The following is a 21003-nucleotide window of genomic DNA, read 5'->3' as shown; positions in this document are numbered from 1 at the left end:
ATCGGCACCGCCGTTATCGTCGGCGCGCCTCGATTCGACGACGCTGCGCGCCCGTCTCAGCCCTCGGCGCGCGGGTCGTCCGGGGCGGACGCCGGCGTCTCGGGCGTGGCCTCATGGACCGGAAGGGTCTGAGTGGGTGCGTCGGCGGCGGCCGGATCGAGGGCGACAGGGTTCTCCGGGACGACAGGGTTCTCCGGCACGACAGGGTTCTCCGCCGTCGGCGCATCGACGACGGCGTAGTCGGTCGTCGGCTGCTCGGCGTCCGCGCCGCTCCGCAGGACAGCGGGAGCGGTCGTGCCGCCGACGGTGACCGTATCGGCATCAGGATCGTCGTCGTCGAGCGGACGCCAGGCCAGGACCAATGAGGCGCCGACGACGCCCAGCAGGGTGCCGAGCACATAGCCGCCGAAGTTGGCCGCCGGGAACGCGACCAGCGCGACGATCATCGCGGCGATGCCGGCGATCACGCGCACGTGCGACCAGAACAGGGCGGCCACGGCGCAGACCCCCATGGCGACGGCCAACACGACCGTCGACACCCCGGAGATCGTCGACACGGTGAGGATCAGGTCGCCGATGCGGAAGTTGTTCAGCGACGGCAGGCCGATCAGGATCGCCGAGATCACCAGGCAGATGCCACCCCCGAACGGCCGGCGGTGGGTCCAGTCACGGAACGCCCGAAAGTACTTCGTCACGGTCTGCACGGGTCAGTTGCCACCGCAGGCGCCGGCGTCGCGGGTCAGGCTCACCTTGGCGCCGTCGACGGTGAGCTTAGACGCGCGCATCGCCTGCACATTGGCGCCGACGTCGACGATGACAGCGGTCGGCGCGGCGATCGCTGTGGCCAGCTCGGACGAGTCCGAGTCCCGAGCAGGCTGCGCCGATCCGATGACGGCCTTCTCCAGAGTCAGAGACGCGTCGAGGCCGTCGACGTCCATCATCATGTTGGTGGCCTGCGTCGCGGCGCCCGGTGCCTTGATCACCATCCACACGGTGCCGATGCCGGGCAGATTGGGTGCGGACATCGCCAGGCACAGGTCGTGCAGCGTCGCCGAGCCCATCGTCACGACCACGGTCTCGACCTTGCCGTTGTTCACGGTCTGCAGCGAGCGCGGGTACACCGCCACCTCGCTGCCTTCCAGCTTGGAGAGCGAGGCCACGAAGTTCTCCCCGGTCACCGACATCTGGACCGGCACGTCGCCGCGGACCATGCCGTAGCCCATGAACCCCGTGATGGCCAGGCCGCCGATCAGGGAAGCCGCGAACACCTTCGGCCTCGTGTGCTTGAAGTGCTTGCGCTTCTTCTTCGTCTTCCCGACCTTGGTGCCGTCAGCCTTGCCGACCATGTCCACTTCCCCTCTACCCGACCGTGATCGGTCACCGGTCGGCCATCCCCCTGGCCACCGCGTTGATTCACTGCTGTCCCCGGACCTGGTTCCGGGCGCTCGTGCAGATCGTACTTCTACCGCGCCCAGGACGCGTACAGCCTCCCGGAAGACGGCATGTTCTCGTCGTCCTCCGGGAGGATCTGGCGCGCGGTCAGTCGCGAGTCAGTTTGCGGTGCGTGACACGGTGCGGCCGAGCCGCCTCCGCGCCGAGACGCTCCACCTTGTTCGCCTCGTACGCCTCGAAGTTGCCCTCGAACCAGAACCACTGGCCCTCTTCGACGTTGCCCTCCCAGGCCAGGATATGGGTACAGGTCCGGTCCAGGAACCAGCGATCGTGCGAGATCACCACGGCGCAACCGGGGAACTGCTCCAGGGCGTTCTCCAGCGATCCCAGGGTCTCGACGTCGAGGTCGTTGGTGGGCTCGTCGAGCAAGATCAGGTTGCCGCCCTCTTTCAGAGTCAGCGCCAGGTTCAGTCGGTTGCGTTCACCGCCGGAGAGCACCTCCGACGGCTTCTGCTGGTCGGAGCCCTTGAAACCGAACGCGCTCAGGTACGCGCGCGAGGGCATCTCGTTCTGCCCGACCTCGATGTAGTCCAGACCGTCGGAGACCACCTGCCACACCGACTTCTTGGGGTCGATGTTGGCGCGGTCCTGGTCGACGTAGCTCAGCTTGACGGTCTCGCCGATCTTCACGGTGCCGGCATCCGGCTGCTCCAGCCCGACGATGGTCTTGAACAGGGTCGACTTGCCGACGCCGTTCGGACCGATGACGCCGACGATGCCGTTGCGCGGCAGGGTGAACGAGAGGTCCTTGATCAGGACGCGACCGTCGAAGCCCTTCTCCAGGTTCTCCACCTCCACCACCACATTGCCCAGGCGGGGCGGGGTGGGAATCTGGATCTCCTCGAAGTCGAGTTTGCGGTGCTTCTCGGCTTCGGCCGCCATCTCGTCGTACCGCGCCAGACGCGCCTTGTTCTTGGTCTGGCGGGCCTTGGCGCCCGAGCGGACCCAGGCGAGCTCTTCCTTCAGCCGCTTCTGCAGCTTCTGGTCCTTCTTGCCCTGCACCTCCAGGCGCTCGGCCTTCTTCTCCAGGTAGGTCGAGTAGTTGCCTTCGTAGGGGTGCAGCTTGCCGCGGTCGACCTCGCAGATCCACTGCGCGACGTGATCGAGGAAGTAGCGGTCGTGCGTCACGGCCAGCACTGCGCCGGGGTAGCCGGCCAGGAACTGCTCCAACCAGAGCACCGACTCGGCGTCCAGGTGGTTGGTGGGCTCGTCGAGCAACAGCAGATCGGGCTTGCTCAGGAGCAGCTTGCACAGGGCGACGCGGCGGCGCTCGCCACCGGACAGGTGAGTCACCGGCGAGTCCCCGGGCGGGCAGCGCAGCGCATCCATGGCCTGCTCGATCTGGCTGTCGAGATCCCAGGCGTCGGCGTTGTCCAGGTCTTCCTGGAGCTTGCCCATCTCCTCCATGAGTTCGTCGGAGTAGTCGGTCGCCATGAGCTCGGCGATCTCGTTGTAGCGAGCCAGCTTCTCGGCGATCTCGCCCATGCCCTCGAGGACGTTCTCCTTGACCGTCTTGTCCTCGTTCAGCGGCGGCTCCTGCAGCAGGATCCCGACGGTGGCGTCGGGGTCGAGGAAGGCGTCGCCGTTGCTCGGCTGGTCGAGGCCCGCCATGATCTTCAGGATCGACGACTTGCCGGCGCCGTTCGGACCCACCACGCCGATCTTCGCGCCCGGGTAGAACGACATCGTGACGTCGTCGAGGATGACCTTGTCACCGTGCGCCTTGCGCACCTTCTTCATGGTGTAGATAAATTCGGCCACGCTTCACCGCTCCTAGCTGCTGGTTTGTGGTTCTCGCACGGTGCGCCGGACTGGGACTGACCCAAGTGCCCCGGCTCCGGGCACAACAGTTCTCCAGTGTAGAGGTCCGTCGCCGGGCCGGGCATCCGGGCGAAGCCGCGACGCTCCGGCATGCGCCAGGGCACAACGTCCCGGTGTTTCTGAGAGAGTCCCCGCGTTTCCTGAGAGTTCGGTGCGGACCGCGTGGATCTCATCGAAACATCAGGATTTCGACGTAGATTCTGTTCCAGCGCGTGCCGGATCCCCGGTGCGCACGACGACCACCGAGAGGCTCCGCATGCGTCTGCGAATCAAGATCTGGCACCGGCGGAACCGCTACGCGATCCGGCAGCACCCGGCGCTCAACCAGATCTATCGATTCGCCGTCGGCGTCGTCGGCACCGTGATGATGCTGGCCGGTCTGGTCATGATCCCCCTGCCCATCCCGGGGCCGGGCTGGGTCACCCTCTTCCTCGGACTGGCCGTGCTCTCGACCGAGTTCGCCTGGGCGCACCGCGTCACCACGTTCCTGCGCCGCCAGCTGCAGAACGCCGGCGTCCTCAGCGCCCGCGTCACCGCCGCCGTGCGCGACTTCGCCCGCCACAACCACGCGTACCACCGCCACACGATGCTGGCCCACGCGCGCACCGCGTACACCCGGATCACTCCGCTGCCGGCCGCTGCCTAGGCTCCCGTCAGCGCTTCGCGAGACGAGGCCACGAGATCATCTCGTGGCCTCGTTTCATGTCGTGGCTCAGCTCATGTCGTAGCTCAGCTCATGTCCCGGCTCAGCGCGAGCGGCCTCATCGGTGGACGACCGGCTCCCCGGCCTCGGCCGGCTGTTCTCGTCCGGCGGCGGGACCTTCCGTGTTCTCGGTCCGATTCGGATCCGGATCCCACGGGTCGCGCTCGGCGACGGACTGCGGGTCGGGCGGAGGCGGCTCGGGGGCGCTCTGCTGCCGCGCCAGATCCAGTCCGATCGCGGTCGCGGTCAGTTCCAGCTTCTGCCGGCGGGAGCCGTCCTGGGCCGCGTACTCACTGGTGAACAACTGGCCGTGGGCGAGGATCATCGAGCCGCGGCGGATCACGCCGGCCGACGCCGTGGCAACGCGCCGCCAGCACGTCACGTCCAGGTAGAGGACCTGGCCGTCGACCCACTCCCCGCTCGCGTCCCGCCGCCGGGAAAAGCAGCCCACGCGGAACGAGAGCACCTCCCCGTGCCCGTTGGTCTGCGCGATCCGCGGATCGCTCACCACCCGTCCGGTGATCGTCGTGTACACCTCGTGCATCGTTCTCCCCCACTTCGTCGTACTGACTCGGTCCCGTCCGGGGACCTCGTCTGAGCGTCGACGATTGCCGGGCGCGCGTAAACGCCCGGCGCGGCGAGGCTGTGGACAACCCCCGCTGTCCACAGATGCGGATCCCCCTCTTGCGCGGGAGCAGCGATCTGTGGCGCCGGGGATCCGACTGCCGACCGAGACGAGGGTGCCGGGCGCCGTCGACGCCCACTGGCACCCTCGTCCGGAGGTGCCAGGCCGAGAGCCCGGTGCCGAGCACCCTCGTCTCGGCTGAGCGTCAGCGCACGTCGTCGGAGGATGTGGTGCCCGTGCGCATCTCCGCGAGCATGGCGTTGTAGCTGTCGAGCTCGGCGTCGTGGTCGCGCTCCTCCTTGCGGTCGAACCGCTTGGCCTGCCGTTCGTCCGAGCGCTGCCATTGGACCAGCAGGGCGATCATCACCACCATCAGCGGGAACTCACCCGTGGCCCAGGCGATGCCGCCGCCCATCTGCTGGTCGGCGTAGAGGTCGTGGTTCTCCCACGGAAGAGCGAGTGAGCGATACCAGTCCTCGGCGATCACCGCGCTCGTCATCATCAGCGCGACCCCGAAGAACGCGTGAAACGGCAGCGACCCCCACACGATGCCGAGTTTGGCCACCGGCGACACCTGCCGCGGTGCCGGGTCGATGCCGATCACCAGCCAATAGAACAGGTACCCGCTGATCAGGAAGTGCAGGTTCATCGCGAGGTGCGCCGAGTGGTTGTCGACGATCGCCTCGAACACACCGCCCAGATACAGCACGTAGAAGCTGCCGACGAAGATCGCCACCGCGACGATCGGATGGGTCACGAAGCGCGAATACTTGCTGTGGATACCGGTGAGAATCCACTCGCGCGGCCCCGGCGGCTGCCCGCGCCCGGCCGGCGGAACGGTGCGCAGCGCCAGGGTCACCGGCGCACCGAGCACCATGAGCACGGGCACCATCATGGACAAGATCATGTGGCTCATCATGTGGACGCTGAACACGGCCGGGGAGTACTTGCCCAACCCCGACGAGGTGGCGATGAGCAGGGCCGCGCAGCCGAGCAGCCAGGCGACTGTCCGGCCGACGGGCCATGCGTCGCCGCGCTTGCGCAACCGCCGGACGCCCAGCAGATAGACCACCGCGGCCACCACCGCGAAGGTGCCGAAGATCAGATCGAAGCGCCAGTCGAAGGCCAGCTGCGCGAGCGACGGCGGGTCGTCGAGCCGGTAGCCGATCTTCTCCTCGGTCACGCTGATGTCCGCCGTGATGAGCACCGGCGGCGGCGTCCGCGAGAGTCCCGCCGCCAGGCCGAATGCGATCGCGAACACCACCGCTTCCACCGCGGCGAGTCGAACGAACAGCGAGGTCTTGGGGTCGTCGGTCGCTTCGAGTTCGGCGATCGTACGACGACGGTGCACCAGTCCGAGGAAGCCCGCGATCAGCAAGGTGGCGAACTTGGCCAGAACCACGAGCCCGTACGTGCTGGTGAAGACCTGAGCAACGCTCATCCGCACCAGCGCGTTGACCACTCCGCTGGCACCGACCACGATCAGGCACCAGAAGGCCACCCGCGAATAGCGCCGCAGCGCCAGCGTCCGCCACCGGCCGTTGCCGAAGCAGTAGGCCAGCACCGCCACCAGGCCTCCGGTCCAGATCGCGGCGGCCACGATGTGCAGGATCAAGCTGTTGGTGCCCAGGTCGTGATTGCCGCCCGCGGAGGAGTGCCCGGCCAGCGCCGGCGGCATCAGGGACAGGAAGCCGAGTCCGATCACCAGGATCGTCCAGCCCCAGCGCAGGGCCGCCATCGCCAGCCCGGCGGCGAAGATCGCGAAGATCGCCGACCAGAGCAGGTACCAGGACTGCGGATTCATTCCACAGATGCCCAGGATCGCGTCCGGCCCGACGGACTCGGCGCACCGCTTGACGGTGGTCGCCAGGCCCCAGCCGGAGAAGTTGGCCATCGCGAACGGGATCGCGGCGAGCGAGAGCATGCTCCAGAGCGCGAACGCCGCCGACGACCAGCGCAGCGCCCGGTACCCCCCGACGTCGAGTTCGCCGTTCTCCTGCGGCGGAACGAAGAAGGCCGCGAAGATCGCGCCACCGAATCCCAGCGCTGCGAAGAGCTGCCCGGCCACGGTCACCACCGGCAGACCATAGGTGGCCACCCACCCCGGATCCGGGAGTCCGGTCAGCTGGACCGCCGTCGCGGCGCTGACCGCGGTCACGATCGCCGCGGCCGTCACCCCGGCCAGCAGCATCACTGCGATCAGTCCGCGGCGGGTGCTCGACGGATCCCGCAGACTGTCGCGGTCGGCCTCGGCCTCCGCGTGCGGGGTGGTCGTACTCATGGGTCCACTCTAGGTCGGGATATACTGACCCTCGCGGTCGGCACCACCCGGTGGTGACCCACGCCTCCGTAGCTCACGCGGACGACTGGTTTGTGTGGAACGACCAGCGTGTCGCACCGTATACGGCACGCAACCCTCCGTAGCTCAGCTGGATAGAGCAAGGAACTTCTAATTCCGAGGTCGCAGGTTCGAGTCCTGCCGGGGGGACTGTGACATCGGCGTTCTTCGGTACCGAGGTCACGCCCTCAGATTCTGGAGTGAGCCCGAGAGTGGCACCCCGGGTTTGCGACGCCGTAGTAGGTTCCAGTGGTTTGAGCCTGGTCGGTTCCTAGTCTGGTTGTGAATCGCGCAACCCGACTGGGAGTCTGACAACGATGACACCGACCACCCCAATCAGCGCTTGAGTCTCCGCCATCTGCGCACCTCTGACGCGCATCCCTCGACCCAGCGGTCGAGATCAGATTTGTCGTAGTCCCGTCGTAGAGTGATGTCAGACACACAACGAGGGCCCGGATATCTGGTTCTACCAGCGGGAACAGCACTTCGGGGGAGGTGGACACCGTGACCGTCAACGGCATCTCGTACGACGACGACGCCGCCCGGAGCGCGCCCAGCACCGCACGTCTCGACACCGCTGGTTTCGACCCCGACACGCTGATCGCCGGCCTGTCGCCCGCAGAACTGCTGGCGGTGCAGACCGCCACCGAGAAACGCTTGAGCGCCGAGGCAACCGCACTGTTGGCCGCCGAGTCCGACGACGGTCTGCTGGGTCTGCTCGACGCCCGTGAACAGGCCCACCGCCGGGCGGAGGTGTTCGACGCTGCGCTGTATGTCGAAATCTCGACAAGCTCGATCCACCGAATCTCTGACCGTGGCGTGTACCGGCGTGCCGGGCACATCTCGACCCACCAGCTCTACGCCCACGGCGCCCGCCTCGGCGTCGGTGAGGCCCGCCGCCGCCGGGTCACCGCCGAAGGCATCGGTGCGATGGGCGCGTTGACCGGTGAACGTCTCGAACCCCGACTGGCGGCGACCGCGACGGCAGTCGCGGACGGGGACGCCGGCGGCGCGCACGTCGCGGCGGTCACTGAGATCATGGAGAAGCTGCCGTCGGCGGTCACTCACGATCAGCGCGTCAAAGCCGAAGCGATGCTCGCTGATGCGGCGCGCCGTCTGGACCCTGCCGCGGTCACCGTGGTGGGCAACCGGATCCTGGCGTGGCTCGACCCCGACGGGACTCTGGCCGACGACCACGACCGGGCCCGGCGGCGTACGTTCAACCTGCAGCCGCAGAACCGGCAACTGATGAGCAAAGTGCGGGCGCTGCTCACCCCCGTCCTGCGCGCCAAACTTGAAGTACTCCTGTATCAGTGGGCCACTACGGGGATGAACAACCCCGGCGACCCGGATTCCCCGCGTGGTGCGGCCGATCAACCCGGCCTCGACCCGGCGGTCCTGGCGGCCGCGGCAGAGCGGGAAACCCGGACGCTCGGGCAGCGTCAGCACGACGCCCTGGAAGCATTGTGCGACTGGGCCCTCGCGCTGGCCGGGCAACCCGCACCCACCCGGATCCCCTCACAAGTCGTGGTCACCGTGACCGATGAGGATTTGGCGCGTCAGGCTGGGATCGGCTGGACCGCCACCGGCACCCGCATCCCGGTGTCTGATCTGGTGCAGTTCGCCGCCGACACCATCCCGTATCTGGCAGTGTTCTCCCAAGCCACCGGCAGGCGTAGTCCTGAGCATGCGTGGCGGAGCCTGCGACGACACGCGGTCGAAGGGTCCTGTACCTGGGGCGCGCCAACCGGTTCGCCACCGCAGCACAACAGCTGGCATTGTTCGCCCGCGACCGGGGATGCACCGCCCCGGGCTGCACCGTCCCGTTCATCCGCACCCAAGCCCACCACCCTTCGACCGCGTGTCGTCGCAAGCTCCGCCACGCATGCTCAGGCCCACGCATGCCCGACTGGACCGACGACGGCCAGACCGACCCTTCGACTCCGCTCAGGACAGGTATCGACCGGTTGGGTGGGGCGTGCGGCCGGCACAACCGAATGAACGGCAAGACTGCCGGGCATTGGGAATCGACGGTCCTCACCTTCGGTCCCGACGCCGGACGCGTCGGCTGGCGGCCCGTCGGGCGCGGCACCCGGTGGCAGAGCAACATCCTGTTCCACCCCGAACGCCTCGCACCCGACCCCAGCCGCATCCCAGCAGCAGGTGAACCGCCCGCCGACACCGGACCACCCGACACGACCGACTCACGCGAGGACACCAACGGACCGCCCGGCGACACCGGGCCACCAGAGGATCTCGGGCCACCCGAGGACCTGGACCGGGACGACGATCAATCGAATCCGACGATCATCGTCCACTACCGGCCGTCCCCGATCCGGATCATCGCCCCGGTCGACCCACCCTCAGGAGCCGAAAAGATCCTCGCCCGACTCCTCACCCGAGCAGCCTGACCGCCACCACCGCGGCCCGTCGACGTCGTCCGCACGCCACCGGATCAGCAAGGTCCGCACGCTCCTCAGCGACCACGATGAGAACGATCAGCCGCAAGTGCGACGAGTATGGATCGACGCCCCGTAGGTCGAGCCGAAAGCCACCCTGATTAACAAGGTCGCCACCGGCCACCGCTGTCGCTGCTTCTTCAGCCGGACGAACCGCACCGGCGGGCCGGTCAGTCGCCGCCCTCCGCCGCGCGTTCCGGCGCCGGGTAGATCAAGTGGCCGACGTCGTCGACCCGGACGAACGGGGTCGGCTCGGCGGGCCTGGTCGACGTCGGCGACATGAGGTGGCGCACCGAGATGCCGTCGTGCAGCAGTGCGTCGGTGATGAGCCGCCGGTGACAGCGCCAGGGCACGGCCTCGCTGCACATGATCGCGACCCGGCCTCGCCGCGCCAGATCTTCCAGCTCGGCGAGCCCCTCGGCGAACTCGTCTGTCGCCATGTAGTCCGCGTAGTGACTGAACGCCTTCACGCGCCAGCCGTCGTTCGGCGACGGCGTGCCCGCCGGGGTGTGCCGGCGCCCGCCCAGCCGGGGCAGCCAGTGGTAGGCGATGTCGGGCGGCAACGCAGCCCGCAGCGCCTCCTGCCCCCACTGCGGGAACGTGCGCGACGAGGGGAACGAGCGCACGTCCACCAGATCGGTGATGCCGTGGGCGCGCAGCATCGCGACCACCTCGTCCACCGAGCGCGTGGAGTGCCCGAGCGTGTAGACCTCGGTCTCCCCGCTCACGGGTCGATCAGGGTCAGCGCCCGGCCCTTGTGCAGCGCGACGTGATCGGTCTTGTCGCTGGCGATCTCGTATTGCGGATCGGCCGGGATGCAGCGGTGCGTGTACCCCTTGTAGTCGACGTCGGACGTGTGCACCGCGGTGATCACACCGCTGATGTGCCCGGCCTCGGAGTTCCACCGCACGTGGTCCCCGACCGCGAACGCCGGGCCCGCTCCCCCGCCGCTCACGCCGACCGCGACACCCGCACCCGGATGTCCTTCATGAGCGGTTGATCGCTCTGCGTGCTGTAGTCGGCGGCCCCGATCAGGACGTTCATCTCCGGCATGTACCCGGCCGCGCACCCGCGCGGAACGTTGTACTCCAGCGCGCGGAAGCCGCGTACCGAGCGCTGCGAACCGTCCCGGCAGGTCGCCACGATGTCGACGCGATCCCCCTCCGACAGCCCGCGGTCGCGCATGTCCTTCGCGTTCATCAAGATCAACTCGCGGATGTTCTTGACGCCGCGATACCGGTCATCGTTGGAGTAGATCGTGGTGTTCCACTGATCGTGCGAACGCATGGTCTGCAACACCAGCACATCGGCGTCGTCGGGAAGGACGTCGTGCAGCGGGGCGCGACTGAACTCGGCCCGGCCCGACGGCGTCCGGAAGTCACGTTCGCGGGCCGGCTGCGGAATCCGGAAGCCGTAAGGCTGCCGCACCAGCCGGTTGAAGCCCTCGAAGCCGGGGAGCACCCGGGACATGACGTCGCGGATCCGATCGTAGTCGTCGACGTAGTCCTCCCACGGCGTGCGGCTGCCGGGCAGCGTGGCCCGCGCGATGCCCGCGATGATGGCCGGTTCGCTGAGCAGGTGCTCCGACGCCGGCGTTCGGTGTCCGTTCGACAGCTGCACCGAACTCATCGCGTCTTCGGTGGTGATCCCCTGCGGTCCGGTGCGCTGCCGGTCCAATTCGGTGCGTCCCAGGCACGGCAGAATCAGCGCCTTGCGACCGTGCACCAGGTGACCGCGGTTGAGCTTGGTGCTCACCTGCACGGTCAGGTGGCAGCGGCGCAGCCCCTCGGCGGTGAACACGGTGTCCGGAGCCGCGCGCACGAAGTTGCCGCCCATGCCGACGAACACCTTCACGTCCCCGGCGTGCATGCCCGCGATGGTGTGCACGGTGTCCAGGCCGTGCGTGCGCGGGGAGGTAATGCCGCAGACCTCGTCGAGCCGCTGCAAGAACGCCTCGCCCGGATTGTGGTCGATGCCGCAGGTTCGGTTGCCCTGCACGTTGCTGTGCCCGCGGACCGGAGACGGCCCGGTGCCGGGCCTGCCGATGTTCCCACGCAGCAGCAGCAGGTTCACGATCTCGCGGATCGCATCGACGCTGTGCTCATGCTGCGTCACACCCAGACACCAGCTGATCACGGTCCGTTGCGAGTCCAGATAGATGCGGCCCGCCCGCCTGATCTGCGTCTCGCTGAGCCCCGACTGCGCCACCAGCTGATCCCACTCGGTCGCCTCGACCAGCGCCCGGTACTCCTCGAGACCATCGGTGTACTTCGCCAGAAACTCGTGATCCAGTGCGCCCGGATCGGTCTCGGCGGCTTCGAACACCACCTTGGCCATCCCGCGGATCAGCGCCATGTCGCCGCCGGAGCGCACCTGCAAGGTGTCGGTGCCGGTCGCGGTGGTCTTGAAGCGGGCCATGTCGAGGATCTCGTGCGGCACGATGGTGCGGGTCGCCCCGGCCTCGACGAGCGGGTTCACGTGAACCACCTGAGCGCCGCGGTCGACGGCCTCGGCGAGCGAGGTCAGCATCCGGGGCGCGTTCGACGCGGCGTTGACGCCGAGGATGAAGAGGGCATCGCACTGCGCCCAGTCCTCCAGGTCGGCGGTTCCCTTCCCGGTGGCCAACGACGCCGTCAGCGCACGGCCGGAGGCCTCGTGGCACATGTTGGAGCAGTCCGGGAGGTTGTTGGTGCCGTACTCGCGGGCCATCAGCTGATACAGGAACGACGCCTCGTTGCTGAGCCGGCCCGACGTGTAGAAGGCCGCCTGATCGGGACTGTCCAGGGCCCGGAGCTCCGAGCCGACCAGAGCGAACGCGTCGTCCCAGCTGATCGGCACGTAGCGGTCGACGGCACCGTCGTAGGCCATCGGCTCGGTGAGTCGGCCCTGGTCTTCCAGCGCGTGATCGGTCCACTCGGCGAGCTCGGAGACGGTGTGGGCGGCGAAGAACTCGGCGTCGACCCGTTTGCGGGTCATCTCCCAGGTGACGTGTTTGATGCCATTCTCGCAGATGTCGAGGGTCACCCCGGGATCGTCCGGCCATGCGCAGCCCGGGCAGTCGTAACCGCGCACCGGATGATTCATGGTGAACATCGACTTGGTGGCGACGATCGGCAGCCGCTGCCGCATCACCACCTTGCCGACGGCCATCGCCGCGCCCCATCCGGCGGCGGGATGGTGGTACGGGCGGCTCTTCCAGGGCGACTGAGTCTCGGGACCGTAGCCGCCCTGCCGGGTCCCGTCGGGAAGTCGCCCGAGTTCGAGCGAGCCGGGTCGGGGCGCTCCTGCGTCCTCGGCCGCCTGGTGCGTGTGGTCGGTGTGTGAGCGGTTCTCGTGCGTCGTCATCTGCGCGTACCGTCCTTCTCGGACCGCCAGGGCTGAGACGGCCCTCCGGTGTCGACTTTACGCATCCGAGCGGCCCTACGGGCGACTCTGGCGAGGTCTCCGGTCCGTCATGGCCACGACGGCGTCGTGATGATCGGCGGTGTGGTGCGCGATGCCCTGCATGGCGGCGGAGAGTTCCAGCAGCTGGTCCAGGCTCTGCCGCGACGACTCCCGCAGCAGCTTCTTGGTCATCCGGACCGCCACCGGCGGATTCGCCGCGATCCGGTCGGACAGTTCCCGCGCCGCGTCGAGCAGTTCGCCGGGCTCGGTGACCCGCGAGACGATGCCCCATTCGAGGGCCGTGGCGGCGTCGACGCGGTCGCCGGTCAGGGCCATCTCCGCCGCCCGGGCGGGTCCGACGATCCGCGGCAGGAACCACGCGCCGCCGTCGCCGGGTATCAGTCCGAGCTTCACAAAGCTCTCGGCGAAGAAAGCCCGGTCGCTGGCCAGCCGCAGGTCGCACATCAGGGCCAGGTCGCAGCCTGCGCCCACCGCTGGACCGTTGACCGCCGCGATCACGGGTACTTCGAGGGAGTACATCGCGCGCGGAATCCGTTGGATCCCTTCCCGATAGCCGACGCGCTGCTCGTGCGCCTCCCCGCCGAACAGACCTGTGCGCGCAGCCATGTCCTTCACGTTGCCTCCCGCGGAGAAGGCTTTGCCCGCGCCGGTCAGGATCACCGCGCGCACACTCTGATCACGGTTCGCCTCGGCCACCGCGCCGACCAGCGCATTGATGACGGCGTCGTCGGAGATCGCGTTGAGCGTGGCCGGCTGGTTCAGCGTCCACGTCACCACGTCACCGTCGCGTTCGACGATCAGCGGCGCCTCCCGCTCGGCGCTCATCGGATCAGTTCCAGGATCGTCGCGTTCGCCATCCCGCCCGCCTCGCACATCGTCTGCAGTCCGTAGCGAATCCCGTTGTCGCGCATGTGATGCACCATACGGGTCATCAGGATCGCTCCCGAACCGCCCAACGGATGTCCGACGGCGATGGCCCCGCCGAGCGGATTGAGCACGTCGTCGGACGCACCCGTCTCGGCCTGCCAGGCCAGCGGCACCGGCGCGAACGCCTCGTTCACCTCGAACACGCCGATCTCGTCGAGCGCCAGGCCCGAACGCGCGAGCGCCCGCCGCGTCGCGGCGATCGGCGCGCTCAGCATGATCACCGGATCGTCCCCGGCCAGCACCGCCGTGTGGATGCGGGCGAGCGGCCGCCAGTCGTGCCGCGCGGCGAGCTCACTCGTGGTCACCAGCAGCGCCGCCGCGCCGTCGGAGATCTGTGAGGAGTTGCCTGCGGTGATCACCCCGTCGTCGTCGAACACGGTCGGCAGTCCGGCGAGCTTCTCGGCGGTGGTGCCCCGGCGCAGTCCCTCGTCGGTCTCGAGTCCGGCGATCGGCGCGAGCTGTCCGTCGAACGCTCCGGCGTCGACGGCGGCCGCGGTGCGCTCATGCGACCGCGCCGAGTACGCGTCGACCTGCCCGCGGGTGAGCTGCCACCGGCGCGCCATCGCCTCGGCACCGAGCCCCTGGTGGAAGCCGTCGACGCCGTAGCGCTGCAGCACCGAGTCCGGCCAGGGCCGCCCGTCTCCGCGCGCCGACCCCATGGGCACGCGGGTCATCGACTCGGCGCCGCCGGCGATCGCGATGTCGTATTGGCCGGAGATCACCCCGGCCGCGGCGAAGTGGACCGCCTGCTGGGCCGAACCGCATCGCCGGTCGACCGTGGTCGCCGGAACCGACTCGGGCCAGCCCGCCGCGAGCACGGCGACCCGGCCGAGGCTGCCCGCCTGGTCGCCCACCTGACTCACACACCCCCAGACGACGTCGTCGACCGTCGCCGGCTCGAGGTGGTTGCGGTCGGCGAGCGCGGTGAGCACGTGCGCGGAAAGGTCACCGGGATGCACCCGCCCCAAGCTGCCGTTGCGGCTGCCGATCGGAGTGCGGATCGCATCGATGACGACTGCATCTCTCATGTCGACCGATTGTGCCAGGCACCACATTCCAGGCGGGAAAGCCCAGGCCGCCGAGCGGCCGCACACGCAGACCAGCCCGGCTGTGAGGTCGAGTTGATCCCCGGGTAACCATCGGCGGACCACGCGGAAACACCGGGCCCGCAGCCTGGACCCATGACCTCGGCAGAAGCGACGGAAACGACGACGACCGTCGACACCGTCTGCGGCTACTGCGGTGTCGGCTGCGGTCTCACCCTGCAGATCGAGAAGGGCCGCATCTCCGGCAGCAAGGGCACCGCCGCCCACCCCGCGAACCGCGGACGTCTGTGCACCAAGGGCAACACCACGCACGAGATGCTCGCCGCGCCCGGTCGCCTGACCTCCGCGTACCGCCGCCCCCGGCGCGACGCCGAACTGCAGCCGGTCGACGTCGACGACGAGATCGCCCGCGTGGGTGAGCGCCTCCGGGCGATCCACGACGAGCACGGCCCCGGATCGATCGCCCTCTACGTCTCCGGTCAGATGTCCCTCGAAGCCCAGTACCTCGCCAACAAGCTGGCCAAGGGCTACCTCCGCACCAGTCTGATCGAGTCGAACTCGCGCCTGTGCATGGCGAGCGCGGGCACCGGCTACAAGCAGTCCCTCGGGGCCGACGGACCACCGGGCAGTTACGACGACCTCGACCACGCGAACCTGTTCTTCGTGATCGGCGCGAACATGGCCGACTGTCACCCGATCCTCTATCTGCGCATGATGGATCGGGTCAAGGCGGGCGCCAAGCTGATCGTCGTCGATCCGCGCAAGACGGCGACGGCGGCGAAGGCGGACCTGTATCTGCCGGTGCGTCCCGGCACCGACCTCGCGCTCCTCAACGGACTGCTGCGGCTGCTGTACGACGACGGAGCGATCGACGACGAATTCGTCGCCGAGCACACCGAAGGCTGGGAGACCCTGGTCGAACTGCTCGCCGACTACCCCGCGGCGACGGTCGCCGGGATCACCGGCATCGCCGAGGACGATCTGCGTACCGCGGCCCGCTGGATCGCCGAGGCCGGCGACTGGGTGAGCCTGTGGACGATGGGTCTGAACCAGTCGACGCACGGCACGTGGCACACCAACGCGATCTGCAACCTGCACCTGGCCACCGGCGCGATCTGCCGCACCGGCGCCGGACCCTTCTCGCTGACCGGGCAGCCGAACGCGATGGGCGGCCGCGAAATGGGCTACATGGGCCCGGGACTGCCCGGCCAGCGCGCCGTGCTCGACGACCAGGACCGCGCCGACACCGAGCGGATCTGGGGACTGCCCGAGGGCACGCTCCCGACCACCCCCGGCGGCGGCACCGTCGAGCTCTTCGACCAGATGGCCGGGGCCGCAGGACGCGGAGCGAGCGAGGCCGATCGCAGCGGTGAGGTCAGGGCCGTCTGGATCATCTGCACCAATCCGGTGGTCTCCGTCGCCAATCGGGACGCCGTGGTCGCGGGGTTGCGGGCGGCCGAGTTCGTCGTCGTCCAGGACGTGTTCGACGGTGTGGAAACGGCCGCCTACGCCGACGCCCTCCTCCCGGCCGCCCTGTGGACCGAGGCGCCCGGCGTCATGATCAATTCCGAACGGAATCTCACGCTGACCGCCCCCGCCGCGGCGCCGCCCGGGCAGGCCCGGCCGGACTGGCAGCTGATCGCCGACGTCGCCCGGGCGATGGGTTTCGACACCGGCTTCGACTTCGGTGACGCGGCGGAGGTGTTCGACGAGCTCGCACAGTTCCACAACCCCCGGACCGGCTGGGATCTGCGCGGTGTGGACCATGCGCGCCTCGCCGAGGGTCCCGTGCAGTGGCCGGTCGCGCCCGGCGCCGGCCCGCGCAACCCCATCCGGTACCTGAACGACGGAGTCAGCCAGACCCTGCATCGCCGCGACGACGGCACCGTGCCCCGGCTGGCCTTCCCCACACCGTCCCGGCGGGCCCGCTTCCTGGCCCGTCCGTACCTGCCGCCCGCCGAGCTGCCCGACGACAACTACCCACTCCTGCTCACCACCGGCCGGCTGGCGCACCAGTGGCACACCATGACCAAGACCGGGCGCGTGAAGAAGCTCAACAAGCTCAACCCGTCGAGCTTCGCCGAGATCCACCCGGACGACGCCCGGGTTCTGGGGATCGCCGACGGCGATCCGGTCGACGTGACCTCTCGCCGCGGGTCCGTGCAGGTGCCCGCCCGGGTGACCGACGCGATCAGCCCTGGATTGTGCTTCGTCCCGATGCACTGGGGCGGCGAAGGTCTCGCGGTGAACGCGGTCACCAACGACGCCGTCGACCCCGAGTCGCTGCAGCCTGAGTTCAAACTGTGCGCCGTCGCGGTGACCCCTGCCCGGCGACCCGAACCCGTGCGACCCGAACCACTGCCCGAACCAGAAGGAGTCCCCGCGATGACCCCGCCCGCGACGACCTCCGACCCGCTCGCCGCCGCCTTCGCCGTCGGCGAGGCGCCGCAGCCGTCGGAGGCCGAACGCGCGTTCCTGACGGGGCTGGTCCACGGCATCCGCGCCAACCCGCCATCGGGCGAGGTGCCCACGATCCCGGCGTCCGCGCCGCTCGGCACGACGACCAGGAACTGGGCCGAAGGAGTGCTGGCCGGGTACTTCTCCCGGAGCACGGCCGCCGACGTCGATTCGGGGTCCGGCACGCACACGCTGCCCGTCACCGTCGTCTGGGCATCGCAGACCGGTACCGCCGAAGAGTTCGCCCAGGAATGTGCGCGGGCGCTCGGGACCGCCGATCGCCCGGTGGTTCTCGCCGAAGCCGACCGTGTCAGCCTGGACGACCTGCGCGGGACCGTGCTGTTCGTGGTGTCGACCACCGGCGACGGCGATCCCCCGGACGACGGTGCGGCGCTGTGGGATGCGCTGGCCACGGCCACCGCGCAGGACGTCGCCGAGCTGCGCTATGCGGTGCTCGGCTTCGGCGATTCGTCGTACGCCGACTTCTGCGGCTTCGCCCGCAAGCTGGACGGACGGCTGCAGACGCTCGGCGCCGTGCGCCTGGCCGAACGGGTCTCGTGCGAGCCCGACTACGAGGAGACCGCGGCCGCGTGGCTCAGCCGCATCGGCGACCTTCTCGACGAACAGCTCGGGGAGGAAGCCGACGGCCTGGGCGCAGCTGACCCAGCAGCAGCGGGCGGCGATCGATCCCACGAAGGCGCCGAGCGAGTACCTGCGTCGCAAGGCTCCGGTCCGGCACCGACGTCGGCCTACTCCAAGAAGAATCCGCTCGTCACCCGGCTGGTCGCCAACGACCTGCTGACCGCCGCGGGATCGGCGAAGGAGGTGCGCCGGTTCGCCTTTGAACTCCCGGAGGGCACGCTGCAGTACGAGACCGGCGACGCCCTCGGCGTCTGGCCGCGCAACAGCCCCGCGCTGGTGGACGCCTGGCTGCAGCTGACCGGGCTGGACGGCGACGAGTCGATCACCTTCGCCGGCGAGCAGATGGCGCTGCGCACCGCGCTGACCGAGCACCTGGAGATCGCGAAAGTCACCGCCGACCTGCTCCGCTTCCTCAACGCCGTGCATGACGACCCGGACCTCACCGCGCTCGTCAACGCCCCGGCCCAGCTGGCCGAGTGGACCTGGGGACGTCAGAGCCTGGATCTGCTCGCGCAGTATCCCGTCGCGGCGAGCGCCGCCGACTGGCTCGCGATCCTGCGGAGGCTGCAGCCACGGCTGTACTCGATCTCGTCGAGCCCGCGGGTCTCTCCCGACCGGGTCGAGGTGACCGTCTCGGCGGTGCGCTTCGACGGCCCTGCGGGTCTGCGCCGCGCCGGCGTGTGCTCCACCTATCTGGCCGATGCCGAACCGGACGCGCCGGTCCGCATCTTTGTGCAGCGCAACAAGAGCTTCGGTCCGCCGGAGGATCCGGCCGCTCCGATGGTGATGATCGGTCCGGGCACGGGTGTCGCTCCGTTCCGCGGCTTCTTGCACCACCGGGCCCACACGGGAGCATCGGGCGACAATTGGCTGTTCTTCGGCGAACAGCACCGTGCCACGGACTTCTACTACCGGAGCGAACTGGAACAGTTCCACCGCGACGGCGTGCTGACCGAGTTCGACCTCGCGTTCTCGCGCGACCAGGACGAGAAAGTCTACGTGCAGGACCTGATGCTTGCTCGCGCCGGCGAGCTGTGGCAGTGGCTGCAGCGCGGAGCACACGTGTACGTCTGCGGCGACGCCTCGCGCATGGCCCGGGACGTCGACGACACGCTGCACCGAATCGTCGCCGAACAGGGCAGACTCGCTCCGCGGGCCGCCGACGCCTACGTGACCGCACTGGCGGCCGAGCGTCGCTACGTCCGCGACGTGTACTGAACCGGGCCGGAGACGGTGCCGGCGCCGATTAAGGTCGAGGCATGAGACCGCCCAGGCCGGAGTTCGACGCCATCGTGCTCGCCGGGGGGCGGGCCCGGCGCCTCGGCGGCTCCGACAAGCCGGCGGCGCTGGTCGGCGGGCGGCGCCTGCTCGACGTCGCACTGGATGCCGTCGCCGGAGCGGGCCTGGTCGTCGTCGTCGGACCGGCCCGGCCGGTGCCGCCGGGCATCCTGGTGACCTGTGAGGACCCGCCGTACGCCGGACCGGTCGCCGCCGTCGCGGCGGGCCTGACTGCCCTGAGCACTGCCGGCAGCATCGCGCCGTCCGCCGACGATCTTCCCGTCGTGGTGCTCGCGAGCGACCTCCCCGCCCTCACCGCGCGGCACGTCGACGACCTGCGCGCCGCGCTCGCGGAAACCCAGGCTCCCGCGGTCTTCGCCGTCGACGGCGGAGGCAGGCGCCAGCACCTGCTCGGCATCTGGCGACGATCGGCCCTCGACGCCGTCCGACAGACCGGTCCGAACGCCGCGATGCGGAACCTGATCCCGGCAGGCGCGGCCCACGTGCGGATGACCGGAATCGACGACGTCGACACCCCCGAACAGCTCGCCGCCGCCCGGCGGGCCGCACCGACCCGTGCCGTGGACCCGGTGACGGCGCGCCGCCGAATCGCCGGCGGGCTCACTCCGCTCCCGGAGCAGATTCTGCCGGCCGGCACCGCGTCCGGTGCGGTGCTGGCCAGACCGCTGATCGCGGTCGCCGCGTTTCCACCGTTCGACGCCTCCGCGATGGACGGCTACGCCGTGGCCGGGCCGCCGCCCTGGCGGATCGCCGGGCCCGCCCGCGCGGCCGGTCAGACCGGAGCCGTGGAGCTGCTAGCCGGCGAGGCGGTGGCGATCGCCACCGGCGCCATGCTCCCCCGGGGCGCGGACCGAGTGCTGCGGCACGAGGAGACCGCACGGGACGGCGACGTGCTCACCGAGACCTCGACCGGGCGAGACGACACGCGGCGCCTCGGCAGTGCCTGGCCGGTCGGCGCCGCCCTCGCCCCCGCAGGCAGCACCGTCGATGCCGCCGTCAGGTCGGTCGCCCGCGCGGCGCGGGTGCCCGACCTGACCGTCCGCGGCCCCGTCCGCGCCCGTCTGCACACCTCCGGCGACGAGGTGGTCCCGGGCGACGCCGACATCCCGCCCGGGGCCGTTCCCGACACCGCATCGGACCCGGTGGCCGAGATCCTCGGCGACGCCGGCGTGCGGGTGACCCGGGCGGGTCACCTCGCCGACCGTCCGGAGATCTTCGAGGCCGCGATGACCGCACCGGACACCGACGTCGTGGTGATCGTCGGCGCCACCGGTCACGGCGTCGCCGATCATCTCCGCTCCGTGCTCGCCGGAGCGGAGGCCGACATCGTCCTGGACGGACTGAACCTGCGTCCGGGCGGCTCCCTCCTGCTCGCCCGGCTTCCCGTCGGCAGGATCGTTCTCGGACTCGGGGGAAATCCCCTGGCCGCCGTGGCGGGCACCGTCGTGGTGCTGCCCGCACTGCTCGACGGACTGCTCGGCAGAACGCCTGCCCGCCCGGAGGTGATCACGCTGAACGACGACGCGGCGCGCCTGCCCGGCCGTTGGCGGGTGCTTCCGGTGGAGCCCGACGGCGCCGGAGGCTGGTCCGCCACCGCCGGGCGCGGGACCGGCCACCTCGCGTCGATGATCGGCCATCGAGGCCTCGCGCTGGTCCCCCCGGCGGGCTCGCCCGCCGGCGTCGAACGCCTACGCTGAGCTCGATCCGCAGCATCAGCACGGTGCCGGTGCCCTGGGCGATCTCGGGGAGGCCCCGCTTCTCACAGACATCACCGTCGTGTTGTGAAAGCGATGTGACGCCGCCGTCGCATCGACGGCAATCAACGCGCA

At 69.7% G+C, this 21003-nt stretch carries 15 protein-coding genes and 1 tRNA gene; 6 read left to right on the top strand and 10 right to left on the bottom strand.

The window, feature by feature from the left end; translation table 11 throughout:
- Window positions 1-56: 56 nt before the first annotated feature.
- From C6V83_RS18500 to ettA, 3 genes are all read right to left on the bottom strand, one after another.
- Window positions 57-704, bottom strand: coding sequence for a DUF6114 domain-containing protein (locus C6V83_RS18500; RefSeq protein ID WP_199832609.1), 648 nt, complete (start codon window positions 702-704; stop codon window positions 57-59).
- 3 nt (window positions 705-707) lie between these two features.
- Window positions 708-1346 carry a DUF6230 family protein gene (locus tag C6V83_RS08575; protein ID WP_105942047.1) on the bottom strand — a complete coding sequence of 213 codons (639 nt, stop codon included), beginning with the start codon at window positions 1344-1346 and terminating at the stop codon, window positions 708-710.
- A gap of 193 nt (window positions 1347-1539) precedes the next feature.
- Window positions 1540-3213 (bottom strand): energy-dependent translational throttle protein EttA, encoded by a 1674-nt coding sequence (ettA, locus tag C6V83_RS08570; protein WP_105942046.1) that lies wholly within the window; start codon window positions 3211-3213, stop codon window positions 1540-1542.
- 316 nt (window positions 3214-3529) lie between these two features.
- Here ettA and C6V83_RS08565 point away from each other — a divergent pair, with 316 nt between their 5' ends.
- Window positions 3530-3919 carry a TIGR02611 family protein gene (locus C6V83_RS08565; RefSeq protein ID WP_105942045.1) on the top strand — a complete coding sequence of 130 codons (390 nt, stop codon included), beginning with the start codon at window positions 3530-3532 and terminating at the stop codon, window positions 3917-3919.
- A gap of 115 nt (window positions 3920-4034) precedes the next feature.
- On the opposite strand, the gene C6V83_RS08560 is transcribed toward C6V83_RS08565, so the two are convergent.
- Window positions 4035-4520 (bottom strand): single-stranded DNA-binding protein, encoded by a 486-nt coding sequence (locus C6V83_RS08560; RefSeq protein ID WP_105942044.1) that lies wholly within the window; start codon window positions 4518-4520, stop codon window positions 4035-4037.
- A gap of 286 nt (window positions 4521-4806) precedes the next feature.
- A complete protein-coding gene (locus tag C6V83_RS08555; RefSeq protein ID WP_105942043.1) occupies window positions 4807-6882 on the bottom strand; it encodes a cytochrome c oxidase assembly protein in 2076 nt (691 codons plus the stop codon).
- Between the two features lie 133 nt (window positions 6883-7015).
- Between C6V83_RS08555 and C6V83_RS08550 the strand changes: the two genes are divergently transcribed.
- The 3 genes from C6V83_RS08550 to C6V83_RS08540 all read left to right on the top strand — a co-directional run bounded on the left by C6V83_RS08550 (window position 7016) and on the right by C6V83_RS08540 (window position 9350).
- A tRNA-Arg gene (locus C6V83_RS08550) sits at window positions 7016-7089 on the top strand.
- A 354-nt stretch (window positions 7090-7443) separates the two neighbouring features.
- Complete coding sequence (locus C6V83_RS08545; RefSeq protein ID WP_159067479.1) at window positions 7444-8940, top strand: DUF222 domain-containing protein; 1497 nt, start codon at window positions 7444-7446, stop codon at window positions 8938-8940.
- Window positions 8937-9350 (top strand): hypothetical protein, encoded by a 414-nt coding sequence (locus C6V83_RS08540; protein ID WP_105942041.1) that lies wholly within the window; start codon window positions 8937-8939, stop codon window positions 9348-9350. Before C6V83_RS08545 ends, C6V83_RS08540 begins: the two co-directional genes overlap by 4 nt.
- A 218-nt stretch (window positions 9351-9568) precedes the next feature.
- On the opposite strand, the gene C6V83_RS08535 is transcribed toward C6V83_RS08540, so the two are convergent.
- The 5 genes from C6V83_RS08535 to C6V83_RS08515 form a co-directional block, all read right to left on the bottom strand.
- Window positions 9569-10126 carry a DUF488 domain-containing protein gene (locus C6V83_RS08535; protein ID WP_105942040.1) on the bottom strand — a complete coding sequence of 186 codons (558 nt, stop codon included), beginning with the start codon at window positions 10124-10126 and terminating at the stop codon, window positions 9569-9571.
- The gene (locus C6V83_RS08530) at window positions 10123-10353 is read right to left on the bottom strand and encodes a hypervirulence associated TUDOR domain-containing protein (RefSeq protein ID WP_105942039.1); all 231 of its coding nucleotides are present in this window, start codon (window positions 10351-10353) and stop codon (window positions 10123-10125) included. Before C6V83_RS08530 ends, C6V83_RS08535 begins: the two co-directional genes overlap by 4 nt.
- Window positions 10350-12743 (bottom strand): FdhF/YdeP family oxidoreductase, encoded by a 2394-nt coding sequence (locus C6V83_RS08525; protein WP_105942038.1) that lies wholly within the window; start codon window positions 12741-12743, stop codon window positions 10350-10352. The genes C6V83_RS08530 and C6V83_RS08525 overlap by 4 nt, the downstream gene beginning before the upstream one ends.
- Before the next feature lie 75 nt (window positions 12744-12818).
- Window positions 12819-13628: a crotonase/enoyl-CoA hydratase family protein gene (locus C6V83_RS08520; RefSeq protein WP_105942037.1), complete on the bottom strand. Its 810-nt coding sequence runs from the start codon at window positions 13626-13628 to the stop codon at window positions 12819-12821.
- A complete protein-coding gene (locus tag C6V83_RS08515; protein WP_105942036.1) occupies window positions 13625-14758 on the bottom strand; it encodes a thiolase family protein in 1134 nt (377 codons plus the stop codon). Before C6V83_RS08515 ends, C6V83_RS08520 begins: the two co-directional genes overlap by 4 nt.
- A gap of 153 nt (window positions 14759-14911) precedes the next feature.
- Here C6V83_RS08515 and C6V83_RS08510 point away from each other — a divergent pair, with 153 nt between their 5' ends.
- Entirely contained in the window at window positions 14912-19093 is a 4182-nt protein-coding gene (locus C6V83_RS08510; RefSeq protein ID WP_105942035.1) for a molybdopterin-dependent oxidoreductase, read from the top strand.
- 41 nt (window positions 19094-19134) lie between these two features.
- Entirely contained in the window at window positions 19135-20871 is a 1737-nt protein-coding gene (locus tag C6V83_RS08505) for an NTP transferase domain-containing protein (protein WP_105942034.1), read from the top strand.
- Window positions 20872-21003 lie beyond the last annotated feature (132 nt).

Source organism: Gordonia iterans, from assembly GCF_002993285.1.
Classification (GTDB): Bacteria; Actinomycetota; Actinomycetes; order Mycobacteriales; family Mycobacteriaceae; genus Gordonia; species Gordonia iterans.
The sequence above is the reverse complement of the archived record's forward strand: the minus strand, read 5'-3'. Positions and strand labels throughout refer to the sequence as shown.